16 protein-coding genes are annotated in these 18,188 nt (G+C 70.5%); 3 read left to right on the top strand and 13 right to left on the bottom strand.

Translation table 11 applies throughout. The features are described from left to right. The first annotated feature begins 14 nt into the window (after positions 1-14). Positions 15-884 (top strand): fumarylacetoacetate hydrolase family protein, encoded by an 870-nt coding sequence (locus tag AB3M90_RS04385; RefSeq protein ID WP_412950186.1) that lies wholly within the window; start codon positions 15-17, stop codon positions 882-884. A gap of 31 nt (positions 885-915) precedes the next feature. Here AB3M90_RS04385 and AB3M90_RS04380 read toward each other — a convergent pair whose 3' ends face one another. The 4 genes from AB3M90_RS04380 to AB3M90_RS04365 are packed head-to-tail and all read right to left on the bottom strand — an operon-like array spanning position 916 to position 5,061. Beyond that, positions 916-2,373, bottom strand: coding sequence for an aspartate ammonia-lyase (locus tag AB3M90_RS04380; protein WP_412950185.1), 1,458 nt, complete (start codon positions 2,371-2,373; stop codon positions 916-918). A 59-nt stretch (positions 2,374-2,432) separates the two neighbouring features. After that, the gene (locus AB3M90_RS04375; RefSeq protein ID WP_412950183.1) at positions 2,433-3,350 is read right to left on the bottom strand and encodes a metallophosphoesterase; all 918 of its coding nucleotides are present in this window, start codon (positions 3,348-3,350) and stop codon (positions 2,433-2,435) included. A gap of 20 nt (positions 3,351-3,370) precedes the next feature. Then, positions 3,371-3,706 carry a peptidase gene (locus tag AB3M90_RS04370; RefSeq protein ID WP_412950182.1) on the bottom strand — a complete coding sequence of 112 codons (336 nt, stop codon included), beginning with the start codon at positions 3,704-3,706 and terminating at the stop codon, positions 3,371-3,373. Continuing rightward, positions 3,703-5,061, bottom strand: coding sequence for an inorganic phosphate transporter (locus AB3M90_RS04365; RefSeq protein ID WP_412950181.1), 1,359 nt, complete (start codon positions 5,059-5,061; stop codon positions 3,703-3,705). The genes AB3M90_RS04370 and AB3M90_RS04365 overlap by 4 nt, the downstream gene beginning before the upstream one ends. Before the next feature lie 154 nt (positions 5,062-5,215). Between AB3M90_RS04365 and AB3M90_RS04360 the strand changes: the two genes are divergently transcribed. Next, entirely contained in the window at positions 5,216-7,312 is a 2,097-nt protein-coding gene (locus tag AB3M90_RS04360; RefSeq protein WP_412950180.1) for a S9 family peptidase, read from the top strand. Between the two features lie 22 nt (positions 7,313-7,334). Here AB3M90_RS04360 and AB3M90_RS04355 read toward each other — a convergent pair whose 3' ends face one another. The 7 genes from AB3M90_RS04355 to AB3M90_RS04325 form a co-directional block, all read right to left on the bottom strand. Then, complete coding sequence (locus AB3M90_RS04355; RefSeq protein WP_412950179.1) at positions 7,335-8,363, bottom strand: 6-phosphofructokinase; 1,029 nt, start codon at positions 8,361-8,363, stop codon at positions 7,335-7,337. 200 nt (positions 8,364-8,563) lie between these two features. Further along, positions 8,564-10,729, bottom strand: a complete 2,166-nt coding sequence (locus tag AB3M90_RS04350; RefSeq protein ID WP_412950178.1) for a DEAD/DEAH box helicase — start codon at positions 10,727-10,729, stop codon at positions 8,564-8,566. A 200-nt stretch (positions 10,730-10,929) separates the two neighbouring features. Beyond that, entirely contained in the window at positions 10,930-11,883 is a 954-nt protein-coding gene (locus AB3M90_RS04345) for a bifunctional riboflavin kinase/FAD synthetase (protein WP_412950177.1), read from the bottom strand. Next, entirely contained in the window at positions 11,880-12,317 is a 438-nt protein-coding gene (locus AB3M90_RS04340) for a hypothetical protein (RefSeq protein ID WP_412950174.1), read from the bottom strand. The genes AB3M90_RS04345 and AB3M90_RS04340 overlap by 4 nt, the downstream gene beginning before the upstream one ends. A gap of 56 nt (positions 12,318-12,373) precedes the next feature. Then, positions 12,374-12,742, bottom strand: coding sequence for a hypothetical protein (locus tag AB3M90_RS04335; RefSeq protein ID WP_412950172.1), 369 nt, complete (start codon positions 12,740-12,742; stop codon positions 12,374-12,376). Continuing rightward, positions 12,739-13,632: a tRNA pseudouridine(55) synthase TruB gene (gene truB, locus AB3M90_RS04330; protein ID WP_412950171.1), complete on the bottom strand. Its 894-nt coding sequence runs from the start codon at positions 13,630-13,632 to the stop codon at positions 12,739-12,741. Before truB ends, AB3M90_RS04335 begins: the two co-directional genes overlap by 4 nt. 47 nt (positions 13,633-13,679) lie before the next feature. Next, a complete protein-coding gene (locus AB3M90_RS04325; RefSeq protein WP_412950169.1) occupies positions 13,680-14,327 on the bottom strand; it encodes a hypothetical protein in 648 nt (215 codons plus the stop codon). Between the two features lie 128 nt (positions 14,328-14,455). Between AB3M90_RS04325 and AB3M90_RS04320 the strand changes: the two genes are divergently transcribed. Continuing rightward, positions 14,456-15,289, top strand: a complete 834-nt coding sequence (locus AB3M90_RS04320) for an HhH-GPD family protein (protein WP_412951215.1) — start codon at positions 14,456-14,458, stop codon at positions 15,287-15,289. Between the two features lie 10 nt (positions 15,290-15,299). On the opposite strand, the gene AB3M90_RS04315 is transcribed toward AB3M90_RS04320, so the two are convergent. Beyond that, the gene (locus tag AB3M90_RS04315) at positions 15,300-17,444 is read right to left on the bottom strand and encodes a helix-turn-helix transcriptional regulator (protein ID WP_412950168.1); all 2,145 of its coding nucleotides are present in this window, start codon (positions 17,442-17,444) and stop codon (positions 15,300-15,302) included. 174 nt (positions 17,445-17,618) lie between these two features. Next, positions 17,619-18,035, bottom strand: a complete 417-nt coding sequence (gene rbfA, locus AB3M90_RS04310; protein WP_412950167.1) for a 30S ribosome-binding factor RbfA — start codon at positions 18,033-18,035, stop codon at positions 17,619-17,621. Between the last annotated feature and the right edge of the window lie 153 nt (positions 18,036-18,188).

Raw genomic sequence — 18,188 nt, 5'->3', positions numbered from 1 at the left:
GGTAGCGTAGGAGCATGCGGTTCGCTCATCTGCGCCGTCCTGACTCCCCTCATGCGCATCTCGCCGTGGTCCAGGACTCGGACGCCATCCTCGTCTCTGATCTCGTTCCCGACGCTCCTGCCACGCTGCAGCACCTCATCGAGGGAGGAGATGCGGCATTGGACGACCTGCGCGCCGCCCTCGCCGACACCACCGCCCCGCGGCATCCGCTCGGCGAGTGGGAGTACGCCTCCGCCGTGCTCGCTCCCCCGGCCGTGCTGGCCGTCGGCCTCAACTACGCCGCGCACTCCAGCGAACTCGGCCTCAAGACGGATGCCGCGCCGACGGTGTTCACGCTCTGGCCGAACTCCCTGAGCGGGCACGATCAGATCACCTCGTGGTCCCGCGCGCTCAGCGAGGCCGTCGACTACGAGGCCGAGCTCGGCGTCATCATCGGCGCCCCGGCGAAAGACGTCAGCGAGGCCGACGCCCTCTCGCACGTGTGGGGCTACACGGTCGTGAACGACATCACGGCCCGCAACATCCAGTTCTCCGAGGCGCAGTGGTCGCGGTGCAAGTCGTTCGACGGATTCACGCCCACCGGGCCGTTCGCGGTGACCGCAGACGAGGTCGCCGATCCGCAGGACCTGCACATCTGGGCCGTGCTCGACGGTCAGACGGTGCAGGATGCCAGCACCGGCCAGATGGTGCGCTCCGTGGCGACGCTGATCGCACACCTGTCCCAGTCGGTGACGCTGCTTCCGGGCACCCTGATCTCCACCGGGAGCCCGGGAGGAGCGGGATACTCGCGCGACCCGCAGATCTTCATGCGCGACCGTTCGACGGTCACCGTCGGCATCGACGGGCTCGGCGAGCTCACCACCCACTGCCGCGTCGTCGACTAGAAGCGGCTCCCGTCCGGGAGCCGCCTCACCGTCAGACCGCGAGGTCCTCGGGGGTGATCACCGGAATCGCCGCGGTGACCGCCTCGAGGCCCGAGAGCCGAGCCGGCGACAGTTGCTTGACGACCTCGTCGCGCGACATCAGGCCGGCCTCGACGACGAGGTCGGCCACATTGCGGTTGGTCAGCAGAGCGGTCTTGGCCAGCGCGGCCGCCGCGGCGTAGCCGATGAACGGCGTGAGAGCGGTGATGACCCCCACCGACGCGCCGACCATGGCCCCGAGCCGATCGCGATTGGCCGTGATGCCGTCGACGCAGTTGACGCGCAGGGTCCACATCGCCTGGCGCATCCAGGTGATCGACTGGAAGATCGAGTGCGCGATGACCGGTTCGAACGCGTTGAGCTGCAGCTGACCGCCCTCGACCGCCATGGTGACGGTCATGTCGGCGCCGACGACGGCGAAGGCGACCTGGTTCACGACCTCGGGGATCACGGGGTTCACCTTGCCGGGCATGATGCTCGAGCCTGCCTGCATCGCGGGGAGGTTGATCTCACCGAGGCCCGCCTGCGGGCCGGACGCCAGCAGCCGGAGGTCGTTGCAGATCTTCGACAGCTTGACGGCGTTGCGCTTGAGCGAGGCGGAGAACGACATGAAGGCACCGGTGTCGCTCGTGGACTCCACCAGGTCGGTCGCCGTCTCGAGGTCGAGGTCGGTGATGTCGCGGAGATGCCGCAGAACCGCCGAGGCGTAGTCGGAGTGCGTGGTGATGCCGGTTCCGATGGCGGTCGCGCCCATGTTGATCTCGAACATGAGCGACGCGTTCTCGGTGAGACGGCTGTGGTCCTCCCCCAGCGTGGTGGCGAAGCCGTGGAACTCCTGACCCAGGGTCATCGGCACGGCATCCTGCAGCTGCGTGCGCCCCACCTTGAGCACGTCGTGGAACTCGCGGGACTTGGCCAGGAACGACTGACGCAGAAGGTCGAGCTCGTCCAGCAGCGAGCGCAGGGTGAGGGACAGTCCGATCTTCACGGCCGTGGGATAGACGTCGTTGGTCGACTGGCTGCGGTTGGTGTGGTCGATCGGGGACAGGAACGCGTAGTCGCCCTTCTCGCGACCGGCCATCTCGAGCGCGATGTTCGTGATGACCTCGTTCGCGTTCATATTCGTCGAGGTGCCCGCGCCGCCCTGGATGACGCCCACGGTGAACTGGTCGTGGAACTCGCCCTCGATCACGCGCTGAGCGGCGCGGTCGATGAGGTCCGCGCGTTCGGCATCGAGGACGCCGATCTCCCGGTTCGCCCGCGCACTGGCCTGCTTGACCATCGCGAGCGCGATCACCAGGTCGGGATAGACCGAGATCGGGCGCTTCGTGATGGGGAAGTTCGCATCGGCCCGAGCGGTGTGGATCCCCCAATAGGCGTCGAGAGGGATCTCCATGCTCCCCAGCGAATCGGTCTCGGTGCGTGTCAATGCGGGCGCGGCAGAAGCCATGTCACATCCTTGTGGGTCGTGGCGGGTGGGATTCGGGGGATTCCCCCAGTCTACGCCGGTCACCGACCCGGTTTGCGGGAGAAGGCCTCCAGCCGGGCCTCGGGCGTGAGCCGCGCCATGCGCTCGATCCACTCCTGGGAGAACGCGTCTCCGGTGGGCGCATCGATCACGGGGACCACGGTGTGCGTGATCGTCTCCGGGTACACGTGCACGAGCTGGAACGCCTGCGCGGCATCCATTCCGTTGACGTCGGCAGCCGGACGCGCCACGTTCATCGTGTAGCAGGTGGCCGAGGCGACGCTCACGGGCACACCGGCGAACGAGCCGTGCGACGAGTAGTGCAGGTGTCCGGCGAGGATGCCGCGGACATCGGTGCCGCGGACGACCTCGGCCAGCTCGTCCTGGTGCCGGAGCTCGAGGATGTCGAAGAGCGGGACGTGGCTGGGCAGCGGGGGGTGATGCATCGCGAGCAGCGTCCCGTGCGGCGCGGGCTCCGCGAGGACGTCGGCCAGCCACTCCAGCTGCGCGTCGTCGAGGTCGCCGTGATGCCACCCCGGGACGCTGGTGTCGAGAGCCACGATGCGGAGGCCGTCGAGATCCCACACCCCGGTGACCGGCTCCTCGGTGGCGGCAAGGCCCAGGAGGTCGCGGCGCAGCGCCGAGCGTTCGTCGTGATTTCCGGCGACCCAGACGACGGGCGCCGCGAGCTCCGCCGCGACGGGCTCGACCGCCGCGCGGAGCCGCCGGTAGGCGTCGGGCTCGCCGAGATCGGCGAGGTCGCCCGTGACGACGATGGCGGAGGGATGCGGATGCACCGCACGGATCGCCCCGAGCGTGCGGTCGAAGTTCGCCTCGACGTCGAAGCGCCCGGCGAGCGCGGCCCCGTCGGCGAGGAAGTGCGGATCACTGACGTGGATGAGCACATGAGACGCGGAAGGATGCCGGCCGAAGGCCGGAGTGCCGGATGCTGCGGACATGGCCCCAGCCTAGGCCGCCGTCAGTGACCGACGACGATGATGAGGATGCCGGCGACCACGGCCGCGGCGCACAGCGCGAAGCAGGCGTAGGCGCCGATCCGCGCCACGGTCTTCTGCCCCTCGGTCAGAGGGCTCTTCTTCGCGGCCTTCGCGGCCTGCTTGGCGGCGCGCTTGAGCTCCTTCTCGGAGATCACGGTGATCGCATCGGTGAACTCGGCCGGGCTCACCACCGGAGCGCGGCCGCTGCGGACGAGGAGCCGCAGTCCCAGAGCGTAGAAGGTCACGATCGCCGTCGCACCGAGGAGAGCCGCGGCGAAGACCTGGAGGAAGGCGAGCCAGTCGATCGTCACGTTCATGCCGGGTCCTCGTTCCGGTGGTCGTCCCCGGGCTTCGCCGTCTTGACCGACTTCGCCGCGGCCTTGGCCTCCGCCTTCTTCTTCGCGTGGGCCTTGGCGTCGGCCTTGGCCCGCTCGCGCACCTCGGCGCGGGCCTTCGCCTCGGCCTTCGCGCGCTCGATGCGCTGCTGACGACGCGTCGGGGGCGGGGTGTCGGGCACCTCGACCGCGAGATGCGACTCGGCGACGTCGCTCATCGCGTTCGCGTGCGTGACCGCGTTCCTCCGGGAACGCAGGAACAGGCCGAGGATGACGGCGACGGCGATGACCGCATCGATCGCCACGCCCCAGTTCCCCAGCCAGACGACCAGGAGGGCGGCGAGAGCGCCGACACCGCCGGCGGCCGGCAGCGTGAGGAGCCAGCCGACGCCGATCCGGCCGGCCGTCCGCCACCGGACCGTCGACCCGCGGCGGCCGAGGCCGGAGCCGATCACCGAGCCTGATGCGACCTGCGTCGTCGAGAGCGCGAAGCCCAGGGCGCTGGAGGCGAGGATCGTCGCGGCCGTCGAGCTCTCGGCGGCGAAGCCCTGTGCCGGCTTGACGTCGGTGAGCCCCTTTCCGAGCGTGCGGATGATGCGCCAGCCGCCGAGGTACGTGCCGAGCGCGATGGTGAAGGCGCAGGCGATGATGACCCAGAGCTCGGGCTCGTGGTGCGCGCCCGACTGCCAGCCGATCGTGATCATGGCGAGGGTGATGACGCCCATCGTCTTCTGGGCGTCGTTCGTCCCGTGCGCCAGGGCCACCAGCGACGAGGTGAAGATCTGCCCCCAGCGGAAGCCGTCGCGGCCGTCGGGCTTGCCGTCGTAGCGGCGGGTGACCGAGTAGGCGATCTTGGTCGCCGCGAACGCGATGATGCCGGCGGTGATCGGGGCGATGAGCGCCGGGAGGACGATCTTCGAGAGCACGGCGCCGAAGTCGATGCCGCCGAGTCCCGCGCCGACCAGGGTGGCGCCGATGAGACCGCCGAACAGGGCGTGCGACGAGCTCGAGGGCAGGCCGAGCAGCCAGGTCAGCATGTTCCATGTGATGGCGCCGATCAGGCCCGCGAAGATGAGTGCGAGGAAGAGATCGGCGCCCGCGGCGATGATGGCGTCTTCCTGGATGATGCCGCCGGAGATGGTCTTCGACACCTCGGTCGAGAGGAACGCTCCGATGAGGTTGAGCACCGCGGCCAGCAGGACGGCGGTCTTCGGCTTCAGTGCACCCGTGGCGATGGGCGTGGCCATCGCGTTCGCGGTGTCATGGAACCCGTTGGTGAAATCGAAGAAGAGTGCCAGCGCGATGACGAGCACGACGATGAGGGCTGCGGTTTCCACCGTTCGCTTTCGGTCGTTGAGGAAGAGGGAATGTCGACGGGATCGACGTGATGAACGAAGAGTTCACCGTGGGTTTGACTTCCGTTAACCGGCCCCGCTCGATCCTCCCACCCTCCCCGGTGCCGGTCAACTCGACCTGGGATAGCGTGGAGCGGTGATTGATGCCCCCCTGGCCGAGCGCCGCTCCTCCCTCCGCACCCACCACGGCGACCAGGTCGACGACCCCTACGAGTGGCTGCGGGCGAAGGACTCCACCGAGGTCGTCGCGCACCTCGAGGCGGAGAATGCGTACACCGAGGCGCGGACCGCGCACCTCGCGGGTCTCCGCGAGCAGCTGTTCCAGGAGATCAAGGGCCGCGTCCAGGAGACCGATCTCTCCGTGCCCACTCGCCGAGGCGACTGGTGGTATTACAGCCGCACCGAGGAGGGTGCGCAGTACGGCATCCACTGCCGCGCCGCCGCCGCCCCCGACGACTGGACGCCGCCGCGCCTCGAGCCGGGCGAACCGGTTCCCGGCGAGGTCGTGCTGCTCGACGGGAACGTCGAGGCCGACGGACACGAGTTCTTCGCGCTCGGCGCCTTCGACACGTCGGACGACGCGACGAAGCTCCTGTGGTCGACCGACTTCGAGGGCGACGAGCTCTACACCGTCCGGGTCCGCGACCTGGTGACGGGCGAGACCCTTGGCGATGAGATCCCGAACACGGGCGGCGCGTTCTTCACGCCCGACGGCACGGGCATCCTCTACACGACCAGGGACGACGCCTGGCGACCGGACACCCTGTGGCTGCATCGCATCGGCACCCCGATCGTCGATGACGTGAAGCTCTTCCACGAGCCCGACGAGAAGTTCTGGCTGGGCGCCGGCATCACGCGCAGCCGCCGGTACCTGGTGATCGGCGTCGGCTCGAGCATCACGAGCGAGGAGTACCTGGTCGACCTCACCGGCGATCTCACCGCCGAGCCCCGCCTCGTGTGGCCACGGCGCGAAGGCGTCGAGTACTCGCTCGAGCACGCGGTGGTCGACGGCGAGGACCGGCTGCTCATCCTCCACAACGACGATGCCCTCGACTTCGAACTGGTCTCCGTCGCCGCGGCCGATCCGCAGGGAGAGCGCCGGGTGGTCGTCCCGCACCGGCCGGGCAGGCGTCTGCTCGGCATGGACGCGTTCCGCGACTTCGCGACCGTGGAGTACCGCAGCGAGGGACTCGAGCGCGTCGGGCTGCTGGACTACGCGACCGACGCCGTCGCGGAGATCCCGTTCGAGGAGCCGCTGTACTCGGCCGGCGTGAGCGGGAACCCGGAGTGGCACTCCCCCTATCTGCGTCTCGGCTACACGTCGTTCGTCACCCCTGCGACCGTCTTCGACCTCGACCTCGCGTCGCGCGAGCTCGTGCTGCGCAAGCAGGTCGCCGTCCTGGGCGGGTACGACCCCGCGGAGTACGGTCAGCGGCGCGACTGGGCCACCGCGCCCGACGGCACGAAGGTGCCGGTCTCGCTGGTCTGGAAGCGGTCGTTCGGCGATCCCGGCTACGCGCCCCGCCCGGTGCACCTGTACGGCTACGGATCGTACGAGCACTCGATCGACCCCGGGTTCTCGGTCGCGCGGCTGTCGGAGCTCGACCGGGGGGTCGTCTTCGCCGTCGCCCACGTCCGCGGCGGCGGCGAGATGGGCCGGCAGTGGTACGAGGAGGGCAAGCTGCTTCACAAGCGCAACACCTTCACCGATTTCGTGGCGTGCGCGGAGCACCTGGTGGCCTCGGGCATCACCGTGCCGGAGAAGCTCGTCGCCGAGGGCGGCAGCGCCGGCGGTCTGCTGATGGGCGCGGTGGCGAACCTCGCACCCCACCTGTTCGCCGGCATCCTGGCGGGAGTGCCCTTCGTCGACGCCCTGACGACGATCCTCGATCCGTCGCTGCCGCTCACGGTCATCGAGTGGGACGAGTGGGGCGATCCGCTGCACGACCCCGAGGTGTACGCCTACATGAAGTCGTACACCCCCTACGAGAACGTCCGCGACGGCGTGCGCTACCCGCGCATCCTCGCCGTGACGTCGCTGAACGACACCCGTGTGCTGTACGTCGAGCCCGCGAAGTGGGTCGCGCGGCTGCGGGAGGCCGGGGCATCCGACGTGCTGCTCAAGTGCGAGATGGTCGCGGGCCACGGAGGAGTGAGCGGACGCTACAACTCCTGGAAGGAGCGCGCCTTCGAGCTGGCCTGGCTGCTCGACACGCTCGACCTCGCCGAATGAGCGGCACACGCCGCCGCCGAGGTCAGCCGAAGAGCGCGGCCGCCTCGTCGTAGCGATAGCGGGGAACGGTGTTGAGCTCGCCGAGCGCATCGGCGAACGGCACCCGGACGATGTCGGTGCCCTGCATGGCGACCATCTGCCCCCACGCCCCTTCGACGATCGCGTCGGCCGCATGCAGCCCCAGACGGGTCGCGAGCACGCGGTCGAAGGCCGACGGCGAACCGCCGCGCTGAATGTGGCCGAGGATCGTCGCGCGCGTCTCGATGCCGGTGATGCGCTCGATCTCCGGCGCGAGCTGATCGCCGATGCCGCCGAGGCGGGGACGATTGAACGCGTCGAGACCCTTGTCGCTGTAGGCCTCCTCCATGCCGGAGAGCTTGAACCCCTCGGAGACGACGACCAGGGGGGCGCGTCCGCGGTCGTGCGCGCTCGTGACGAGTGCGGTGATCTCGTCGATCGACATCGGCACCTCGGGGATGCAGATGACGTGCGCGCCGGCGGCCATACCGGCGTGGAGCGCGATCCAGCCGACGTGCCGTCCCATGACCTCGGCGACCATGCAGCGCTGGTGCGAGTCGCCGGTCGTGCGCAGGCGGTCCATGGCATCGGTGGCGATGTTCACCGCGGTGTCGAAGCCGAAGGAGTAGTCCGTGGCGTGCAGATCGTTGTCGATGGTCTTCGGAACGCCGAGCACCTTGATGCCGTCCTTCGAGAGGCGGTCGGCCGCGGCCAGTGTCCCCTCGCCTCCGATCGCGACGATGCCGTCGATCTTGTGCCCGTACAGCGTCTTGGCGATGTTCTCGGCACCACCGCGTTCGCCCTCGTACGGGTTCGTGCGGCTGGTGCCGAGGATCGTGCCTCCCACCTTCGACAGACCCTTCACCTCATGCCGGGTCAGCGGCATGAAGTCGCCCTCGACGACGCCCCGCCAGCCGTCGCGGATGCCGACGAACTCGAGGTCGTACGAGGTGGTGCCCTTGAGCACGATGCCGCGGATGACCGCGTTGAGTCCGGGGCAGTCGCCGCCGCTCGTCAGGATGCCGATCTTCATGCTGGTGCCTTCAGACGTTCGGGAAAGGGGGAAAGGCGACGCTGCCTGCGATCGACACTACTGCCCCGTCACCGCCGCGCGCCATTCGAGCGCGCCGAAAAGGCACGATCTTGCCGGGCAGCGGCAGCGATATCGGAGTTCTTGGCCGACGAGCGGCTTCGGACCCCGAGATCAGCGTTAAGAAAGGGGGTTCTTGACGCCTAAGCGGAGCCGAGCGCCTGCCGGAGCAGGTGCATCAGCGCGGCGAGCTGCACCGGTTCCGCGGCGGCCTCGTCGATGGCCTCCCCGTCGAGGGCGCGGGCGGCCAGGCCCTGCTTCTGGTCGATGAGCTCGGCGATCTTGGTGTCGATGGTGTGCGCCGCGATGATCCGCCACGCCGTGACCGGCTCGTCCTGACCGATGCGGTGCACGCGGTCGATCGCCTGCGTCTGCTCTGCGGCGGTCCACGACAGTTCGGCGAGCACCACGTTCGATGCCGCCTGGAGGTTCAGTCCCACACCCGCGGCCGTGAGCGAGCACACGGCGATCCCGACCTCGGGGTCGCCGTTGAACGCGTCGATGGCCTGCTGACGAGCGGTCGACGTCTGGTCGCCGCGGATCGACACCGCGCGGATGCCGGCCGAGGCGAAGTGCGCCTCCGCCTGATCCATCACGTCGATGTGCTTGGCGAAGAACACCACCTTGCCCACCGAGCGCTGCAGCTGGGCAGCGTAGTCGGCGGCCAGGAGCGCCTTCGCCTGACCGATGCGGCGGACCATCGTGAAGACGTTGTCTCCGCCGGTGCCGGCCGCCTTCGACTCCTCGAGCTCGTTCTGCGCCACCAGACGGACGATGTCGTCGTCGATCTCGCCGTGAGCGCCTCTCGACGCGCTCGCGGACCCGGCGGACGAGGAACGCGCCTCGATGATGCGGCGGTACTTCGCCGCGAGGCGCTCCCCCAGCTCGCGCTCCGCCTGACGGATGCTGCGCCCGAACTCGTCGTCGAGCTGCACCGGCAGATCGGCGACGAGCTTGTCGGGGAGGTCGGCCGCGACATCCTTCTTCTTGCGGCGCACGATGCCCATCGAGATGACGGCATCCCGCGCTTCGGGATAGAAGGCCTTGTCGGCCGGAGTGAGTCCGGTGGCGTCGAGCTTCTCCATCAGCGTCGCGCCGGGCTTCTCTCCGGTCGTCCACCCCAGGAAGCGCCAGATCGCGTCGAAGTCCTCGACGTCGTTGATGAGGGGCGTTCCGGTGAGCGCGAGCATGAGCGGGTCGCCGCCGGGGGTGCGCTCTCGCACCCGGGCCGCGAGCGACAGCACGTTCTGCGACCGCTGCGACGAGAGGTTCTTGATGAAGTGCGCCTCGTCGACCACCATGCCGCGCAGCCCGATCGACGAGAGCCACGACAGGTGGCGATCGAGGATCTCGTAGTTGACGATGAAGACGTCGGCGAAGGCATCGATGTCGTCGCCGTCGCCCTGGATGACCGTGGCACGGCGCTGCGGCGTCCACCGCTCCACCTCGCGCGCCCAGTTCATCTTCACGACGTTGGGCACGACGACCAGCAGCGGGTAGGCACCGGCGACCGAGGCGGCCATCAGCGACTGCGCGGTCTTGCCGAGGCCCGGCTCGTCGGCGAGCAGGAAGCTGCGGTGGCCCGCACGGACCGCTTCGAGGAAGCGCGACTGATGCACCATGATCTCGAGGCCCTTGGGCGACAGGTGATCGTACTCCGGGGCGGGCGGCAGTTCCATGGTCGCCGCCGATCCCCCGGCTCCGGTCTCGAAGGCCTTGTAGAGCGGTCCCATCAGCTCCCACCCGTCGAGGCGACGACGAGGCGTGACCGTGCTGCGCGGAGTCAGGTCGGGTGCGAGGAAGGGATTGGCCAGCTGACGCGCCTCGACCGACGGCGGGGTGACCTGCCGCTCGGCGATGGCGGCGGGCACCGGCGAGATCTGCACCGGAGCGGCATCGGCGATGATGAGCTCCTCCGGCGCGAGCTCCGCTCCCGACTCGAGCAGCCAGTCGCGCCGCATCCGCTTCGCCACCGGTGACGTCGCCTGGTCGGCCTCCAGCAGCTGGATGAGCGACGTGTCGCGGGCGGCGGTCTTCGCGAGGATCGTGGCCACGCCGTCGAGTCTCTTCAGCAGCTCCGCGCGAGCGGGGTCGCCGATCTCGGCGTCGGCCTTGACCCTGGCGCGCTCCTCGCGCACGAGGAAGGCGATCACCTGGAACTTGACCCGATTGGTGGGTCCGAGCTTGCCGCGCTGCGACTTGGCCTCGATCTCTCGGACCTTGCGGGCCAGGATCGGGATGAGGGGCGCCTCGTCATCGCGACGGGACGTCTTCTTGCGCCGCGTGGCGGCGGTCGCCGTGGTCGGCATGCTCCTCCTGAGCGTGAAGGTCCGGCATCCTCAGGTGCCGAGAGCCGTTCTCGATGTCCGCGTGTGGCGCGAGCCAGGACCGTGCGAACAGTGGATCCGGTCCCCGCCGATGCACGAAAAGCGCGAGGATCGGTGAGAACCGCTCCCCATTCTATGCCATCGATGCGTCTCGACGCGGAGCCGGCGCGGTGCCGGTCGTGTCACCGGGTGGGCGCCGACAGCACGCGGCGCGCGTCGTCGACGTCGACGGCGATCTGTGCCGACAGCTTCTCGATCCCCTCGTACGCGACCATGCCGCGCAGCCGCTCGACGAACTCGACGGTCACGTCGTGCCCGTAGAGATCGAGGCCGGTCTCATCGAGGACGTGCGCCTCGACCTGCCGCTGCGCGACGTCGTCGAAGGTCGGATTGGTGCCGACCGAGATGGCCGACGGATGACGGATGCCGGTGTCGTGGTCGACCAGCCATCCGGCGTACACCCCGTCGGCGGGCACGAAGGCGTCGACGATCGGAGAGAGGTTGGCCGTGGGGAACCCCAGCTCACGCCCGCGCTTGAGGCCGTGCACGACCTCGCCGCGCACGTCGGGGTTCCGTCCGAGCACGCGCGCCGCGCCCGCGACGTCACCCTCGATCAGGAGCTCGCGGATCCAGGTCGACGACACTCGTCGGGCGGACCCCGGCAGGTACACGTCGTCGACCACCTCGACGGTGAAGCCGAACCGCGGCCCCAGTTCGCGGAGCAGCGCGGGGGTGCCCGCGCCTCCCCGCCCGAATCGGAAGTCGACTCCCACGAAGACCTTCGAGACCTTCAGCGCGCCGACCAGGATGCCGACGACGAAGTCCTCCGCGCTCTGCGCCGCGAGCTCGCGGTCGAACGTGAGCATGAGCGTCGCGTCGAGTCCGAGCTCGCCCAGCAGCTCCAGCTTGCGATCGACCGTCACGACGTTCTCGGGGCAGTGGTCGGGGCGGAGGACGGCGAGGGGGTTGCGGTCGAAGGTGACCGCGACCGACCGGCTCCCGGAGGCCGCCGCGACCTCGTTCAGCCGCTCGATGACCGCGCGATGCCCGGCGTGCACGCCGTCGAACTTGCCGATGGCGACGGCGGTCGGCCCGAAATCGGACGGCACCTCCTCCGGGCTGCGGAAGACGATCACGCGGTCACCTCGACGGGGCGGTCGGCGGCGACCGGACGGTGCGTGCGCAGCCACCAGATGCCGAAGACCGGAAGGACCAGCGGGATGAACAGGTAACCGCGGCCGAAGAGCGACCACACCGTCTCGTGCTGGAACAGCGCGGGCAGGACGATGCTGAGCAGGCCCACCACGAGCACGCCCGTCAGCTCGAACACGATCGCCACCCAGGCGACGGTGTACCAGCCACGGCGCCTCGCGAGGACGAGCGCGAGCGTGGCGAGGATGTACACCGCGGCGGCGAGAGCCGACAGCGTGTAGGCCAGCGGGGCCTCGTCGAACCGGCGGACGATCTGCACGAAGCTGCGCCCCGTGGCAGCCAGCGCCATGACGGCGTAGACGATCACCAGGACGCGACCGATGCCGGTCATCCGAGTGGAGGGGGCGGGGGAACTCATGACGCATCCCATCTTAGAGCCGGGCGACGACACCGACGGCGCCGGATGCCGGGCCCTCAGGCGATCTGGATCGTCCAGATCACCTGCATCCGCCACAGCATGATCGCGATCGCGAGAGCCGCGACGCCGAGGACGACTGTGCTCCAGCGACTGCGCTCGGTCAGCGCCCACAGCACCGCACCCACGGGGAGCAGAGCGGCCGACACGAGGTAGACCCAGTACTCGAGGAGATCGCCCGTCGGCGCGTTGCCGACGAAGGGCGCGATGACGGCCACGACCACCTGGACGACGAGGAGGAGCTCGACGAGCGCCAGCGCCCCGACGGTGTAGTCGCTCGGACGACGACCGGTGAGGCCTGCCACGGCGCAGAAGACCCCGGCGGCCACCGCGACCGCGATCTGGACGATCGTCAGCCACAGGATCATCGGAGCACCTCCGGCATGTTCATGGCGCTCTTCAGATCGGCACCGCGCTTCTCCACGATGCCGACCAGCACGCCGTCGGGGTCGATCGCGGCCGCCGGCGTCGACGCGATCTCGCCGGCGCGGCCGTGGATCCTCTTCCCGTGGCGGAGGTCACGGGCCTCCTCCTCCGACACGGCGAACGACGGGAGCACGCGCGAGGCCGCCTCGGCGGGCGTCAGGGTGGCCGTGCCCGTCAGGGCGTCCAGCCCCACGGCGTCGCGCACGCCGAAGGGACCGACGCGGGTGCGGCGCAGGGCTGTCAGATGGCCGCCCACGCCGAGACCGGCTCCCAGATCGCGCGCGAGCGCCCGGATGTACGTGCCCGACGAGCAGTCGACCGCGACGTCGAGGTCGAGGAAGCCGGCGCCCTCGCGCCGTGCGATCACGTCGAACCGGCTGACCACCACGTCTCGGGCGACGAGCACCACGTCCTCCCCCGCCCGCACACGATCGTATGCGCGGCGCCCGTCGACCTTGATCGCCGAGACCGTGCTCGGAACCTGGGAGATCGCACCGGTGAGCGCCGCGATCCCGTCGTCGAGTGACGAGTCGGTGACCGCCTCCCATGCAACGGGATCGGCGCGGGTCACGATCTCACCGTCGGCGTCGTCGGTGGTGGTCGTCCAGCCGAGCCGGATGGTGGCCTCGTACGTCTTGTCGGCGCCCACGATGTAGGTGAGCAGGCGCGTCGCCCCCTCGATGCCGAGCACCAGCAGTCCGGTCGCCATGGGGTCGAGCGTGCCCGCATGACCGACCTTCCGGGTTCCGAAGGCACGGCGTGTGCGGGCCACCACGTCGTGACTCGTCAATCCGGTCGGCTTGTCGACGAGGAGGATGCCGGGTGGGACCATCCCCCCAGCCTACGATGCGTGTGCGGCGGCTCCGTGCGTGTGCGGCGTCAGCCGCACACCTCGTACGACGGCTGCTCGTGCGTCGTGACGACCACGCTGCTGGCGGTCGTCTCGCCCTCGCGGAACTCGAAGAACACCCGGCCGTCAGCATCGCCGGGGAGGCGGATCCACGTCGACGATCCGATCTCGGCCGTCACCTGCTCGGCGTCCGGATAAGCCGCGAAGAGCTCCTCCGAGGTGGCGCCGATGCCGAGACCGTCGGCGGTGCGCGGCAGACCGTCGGCCGTCGACCCCGTCGCGGCCGTGTACACGGAGATCTCCGAGATGGGCGCCGTCTCCGACTCGGTACCGCGCAGGAAGAACAGGCCCGTGCCGGTCTCCTCCCCCTCCCACCAGGCGGTCCAGCTGCAGGCCTCGTCGTTCCTCCACGTGTCGGGAAGCTCGGCGAGGGTCGCGGCGAGATCGCCGCCCAGCTCGATGGGACCGACGCCCGCATCGGTGATGACCCAGGTCCCGGGGTCGTCGGGATCGATCTCGGCCGCCTCGCTCGGAGAGGGCGGGCGCGAGGCAGACGTCTCCGCGGCCGTCGTCCGGGTGGGCGAGGGGTGCGGTTCGCCCGCAGCTGCGCAGCCCGCCAGCAGCACCATCGCCGCTGCGACGGGAATCAGAGAGATCGTCCGTGCTCGTGCGCTCATGCGTCTCGTTCCCTCCGGGCCCTGTCAGCCGAGTCGTGCTCGTCTAGGCTGTCGGGGTGTCCCGCCGCATCTCCTCGACCCCCGTCGATGAGATCGCACAGCCTCTCCTGCGATGGTATCGGGCGGGTATGCGTGACCTGCCCTGGAGGCGCCGGGCGTTCCACGACGAGTTCGGCGCATGGGGCGTGCTGGTCAGCGAGTTCATGCTGCAGCAGACGCCCGTGACCCGGGTCATCCCCCACCTCGAGGCCTGGCTCGCCCGCTGGCCCTCTCCGGCCGAGATGGCGGCCGCCACCGCGGCCGACGTCGTGCAGCAGTGGGCGAACCTGGGCTACCCGCGCCGGGCGCTCTGGCTGCATCGCGCCGCGGTCGAGGTGACGCAACGCCACGGCGGCGTCGTCCCGCGCGACGTGGATGCGCTGATGTCGCTCTCCGGCATCGGCGACTACACGGCGCGGGCGGTGGCCGTCTTCGCCTATGGAGACCGCCATCCCGTGGTCGACACCAACACCCGGCGGGTGCTCGCCCGGGTCGTGCAGGGCCGCGCGCAGCCGTCGGCGCCCGCTCGCTCCGATCTCGTCGTCATGGAGGGGCTGCTCCCCGCATCCGACGCCGACGCCGCCGCCTTCAACGCCGCGGCCATGGAGCTCGGTGCCACGGTGTGCACGGCGCGGTCGCCGCGTTGCGACGCGTGCCCCATCGCCACTTCGTGCGCCTGGCTCGGGGCGGGGCGACCCGACACCGGCGACGTCCGCAGACGCCAGGCTCGCTACGAGGGGTCGGACCGACAGGCGCGGGGTTCGATCCTGCGGGCGCTGCGGCGGGAAGCACCCGTGCCCGTGCCCCTGGACGAGATCCTGCCGGACTGGCCCGACGCGGCCCAGCGCGACCGGGCGATCGACTCGCTCATCGCCGACGGCCTCGCGGAGGCCGATGGCGGGGCGATCTCGCTGCCGCGGTGACGCGGCGAGCTCAGAGGTGCTGATTCGTGCGGTGGGCCAGCGCCGTGAGCTCCACGCGTCGGCGCACGTCGAGCTTGCCGAAGACGCGCCCGAGGTGCACCTCGACGGTGCGGACCGACACCCCGAGAGCCTGTGCGATGTCGCGATTGGCGGCTCCGTCGACCGCGAGCATGGCGACTTCGACCTCGCGGGCCGTGAGGAGCAGGGACCAGGCGTGCCGGCAGGCGGCGAGCGGGTCGGCTCCCGACGTGCGACGGCCTTCCTCGATGTCGAGCCTCGTCAGACGCCGCTCGACCGATTCCGCCCAGGCCGCGGCTCCGCTCAGCTCGAAGAGACGCTGCGCGCTGCGGAGGTGGCTGCGCGCCGCCACGCGCTCGTCTCGGATCGCGCACTGGGCGCCGATCATCGCCTCGACCCGGGCACGCGAGAAGGGCGAGCGCAGCGTACGCGCCGATGCCCGCACCTCGTCGCGCTCGGTGCGCCAGCGCCCCTCGGTCGTCTTCGCGATCCGCATCCGCAGCTCGTGCGCGAGGATCAGGTCGGGTGGAGCGACGATCCCCGGAGCGCGGGTTCCGACCTCCCACGTCAGAGCGACCTCGTCGAGGCCGGGCACGGACATGGTCGTCTGCGGGGCGCCGAGGTCGAGCCACAGCTCGACCGACGCCGCAGCGTCGTCGAAGTCGCCGGCGAGGTAGGAGCGGATGCCCCGGTCGATCAGCCGGTCGATCTTCACGGCTGCGGGCAGGGCCGCCGTCAGTGCGCGCGCTATGGGGCCGAGGTCGCCGAACACGGCCAGGTCGAGCCGTCGCAGCAGGACGACGCCGAGGCCCGCGAACGGCATCGCGACCGGCAAGTGGAGCGCAGCGTGCGACAGGTGTTCGCGTGCCGGGCCGAGGTCGCCGCGCCAGACGAGGAGCAGTGCCTCGACGACAGACCGGTAGGCCTGGACGACCGGGCTGAACTCGAACCCGGCGACGAGCGGGTCGGTCTCTCCCTCCGTCGTGTCGTCCGCAGCCCGCAGGATCCGGAGCCCGCGGTCCACCTCGCCCGCCACTGCCGCCCGGATCGCGCGCAGCATCCGTCCGCTCACCGGACCCGACCCGGCGACATCGTCGACGTCGCGCTCCCCCGCGATCAGCCAGCTGAGGGCGACGACGGGATCGCGCAGGGTGCGTTCCGCACCGACCCGGGCAGCTCCCTCCCGCAGCGCGTCCAGCCAGGACCGCATCCCGACGCGATCGCTCCGCTCGGCGCAGAGCACAGCGGCGAGGGCCGCCGCACGCGTCCACGAATACCAGTCCTCCGGATCGTCGCTGCGCGGACGGAGAGTCCCGGGATCGACCTCGGGCACCGCCCCGTGCAGATGCGCGCGAGCGGTGAGAAGTCCGGCGAGGCCCTGCAGGCGATACCGCTCTGCTCCTCCCGAGAAGAGCCGTCCCAGCCGCGCGGACGCTTCGACGACGAAGCCCGCGCCGACCGCCGACGCGCCGGCGACGAGCAGCGCCTCGTCGAGGGCGACGCCCTCGGCGTGCTCGGTCGCCTCGCGGGCGAGGAGCAGGGCCCGATCCGGGTACCCCGCCTCGGAGAGCTCCCTGGCGATGCGGGTCAGCTCTGCCGCGGCGGCGGGATCCCGATCCACGGAGGCCCGAGCGCGGTGCCAGTCGGCACTCACCCGATCCCCGCGAGCGGCGAAGATCGCGCTCAGCCGATCGTGCACCGCTCCGATCACCGCCGGATCGGTGCGGGAACGGATCCAGATGGCCAGCCGAGGGTCGACCATCCGGGCGCGCCCCGCTCGAACGATGAGGTGACGGCCGACCGGCGCGGCGGCGATCTCGAGCGCGGATCGTCCGTCGAATTCCACGAGGGGGTCGAGGTCGTCGTCGAGGCAGACCGACACCGCCAGCAACAGGTCGCGGTCGCGCGCCGGAAGCAAGAGATCGTGGAAGGCGCGCGCGATCGCCGGGACGAGCGGGAGCGGCGTCGGCAGCGAGTGGAGTCCCCCTCGCTGCGCGGGCGCCAGGCGCGCGACCACCTCGCGGATCGACTCCTCGTCGCCGTGCAGCTCCGCGACGAGGCGGGACACCACGTGAGGAGCGCAACTCAGGCCGCGCTCCTGCAGGTCGTGGAGCATCGGCTCGACGACCTCGGGCACGACCGAGCGAGCTCCTCCACGCGCGTCCGAACCCTCGATGCCGATCCCCCTCAGCTCCGCGGGAATCGATCCCGCCGAGCCGAGAGTAGCAACCCGGGAGTGGGCGCAGAGGCGTTCTCCAACGCTGTATATCGGTGAGATCGACCCCGCGAACGGGCAGTCCGGTCAGTCCTGTTAGTCGTCGGTGCGGTACGGGTCCGCATCTCCGGCGTGCGAGGCCGATGACGCGAGCTTCGCGACCTCGGCGTCCCGCTCCTGCGCCTGACGCAGCAGGGCGCCGATGTGGTCGGCGCTCTCCGGCAGGGCGTCGGGGATGAACTCCAGCGTCGGCACCAGTCGGGTGCTGAGCTGTCGCCCGACCTCGCTGCGCAGCATCCCCGTCGCCGAGGTGAGCGCGGCCGCGCTGGCGACTCGCTCCTCCTCGGAGCCGAGCACGGTGTAGAACACCGACGCGTGCTGCAGGTCGCCGCTGACGCGGACGTCGGTGATCGTCACGAAGCCGAGCCGCGGGTCGCGGAGACCCTTCTCGAGCCGCTCGGCCAGGATCACGCGGATCCGGTCCGCCAGACGGGCCTGTCGTTCACCAGCCATTTTTCTCTCCTACAGACAGCCGGTCGTGGGGGGGGGGGGGGGGCCCCCCCCCCCCCCCCGGGGGGCCCCCCCCCCCCCGGGGGGGGGGGGGGGGGGGCCGGCCGGGCGTGCGGGATGGGCCGGGTCGGGCCCGGCGGGCCGGGTGTCGGTGGG

Origin of the sequence: Microbacterium martis (assembly GCF_047246685.1) — a bacterium.
Taxonomy (GTDB): Bacteria; Actinomycetota; Actinomycetes; order Actinomycetales; family Microbacteriaceae; genus Microbacterium.
This window is presented reverse-complemented; position numbering and strand designations above follow the sequence as displayed.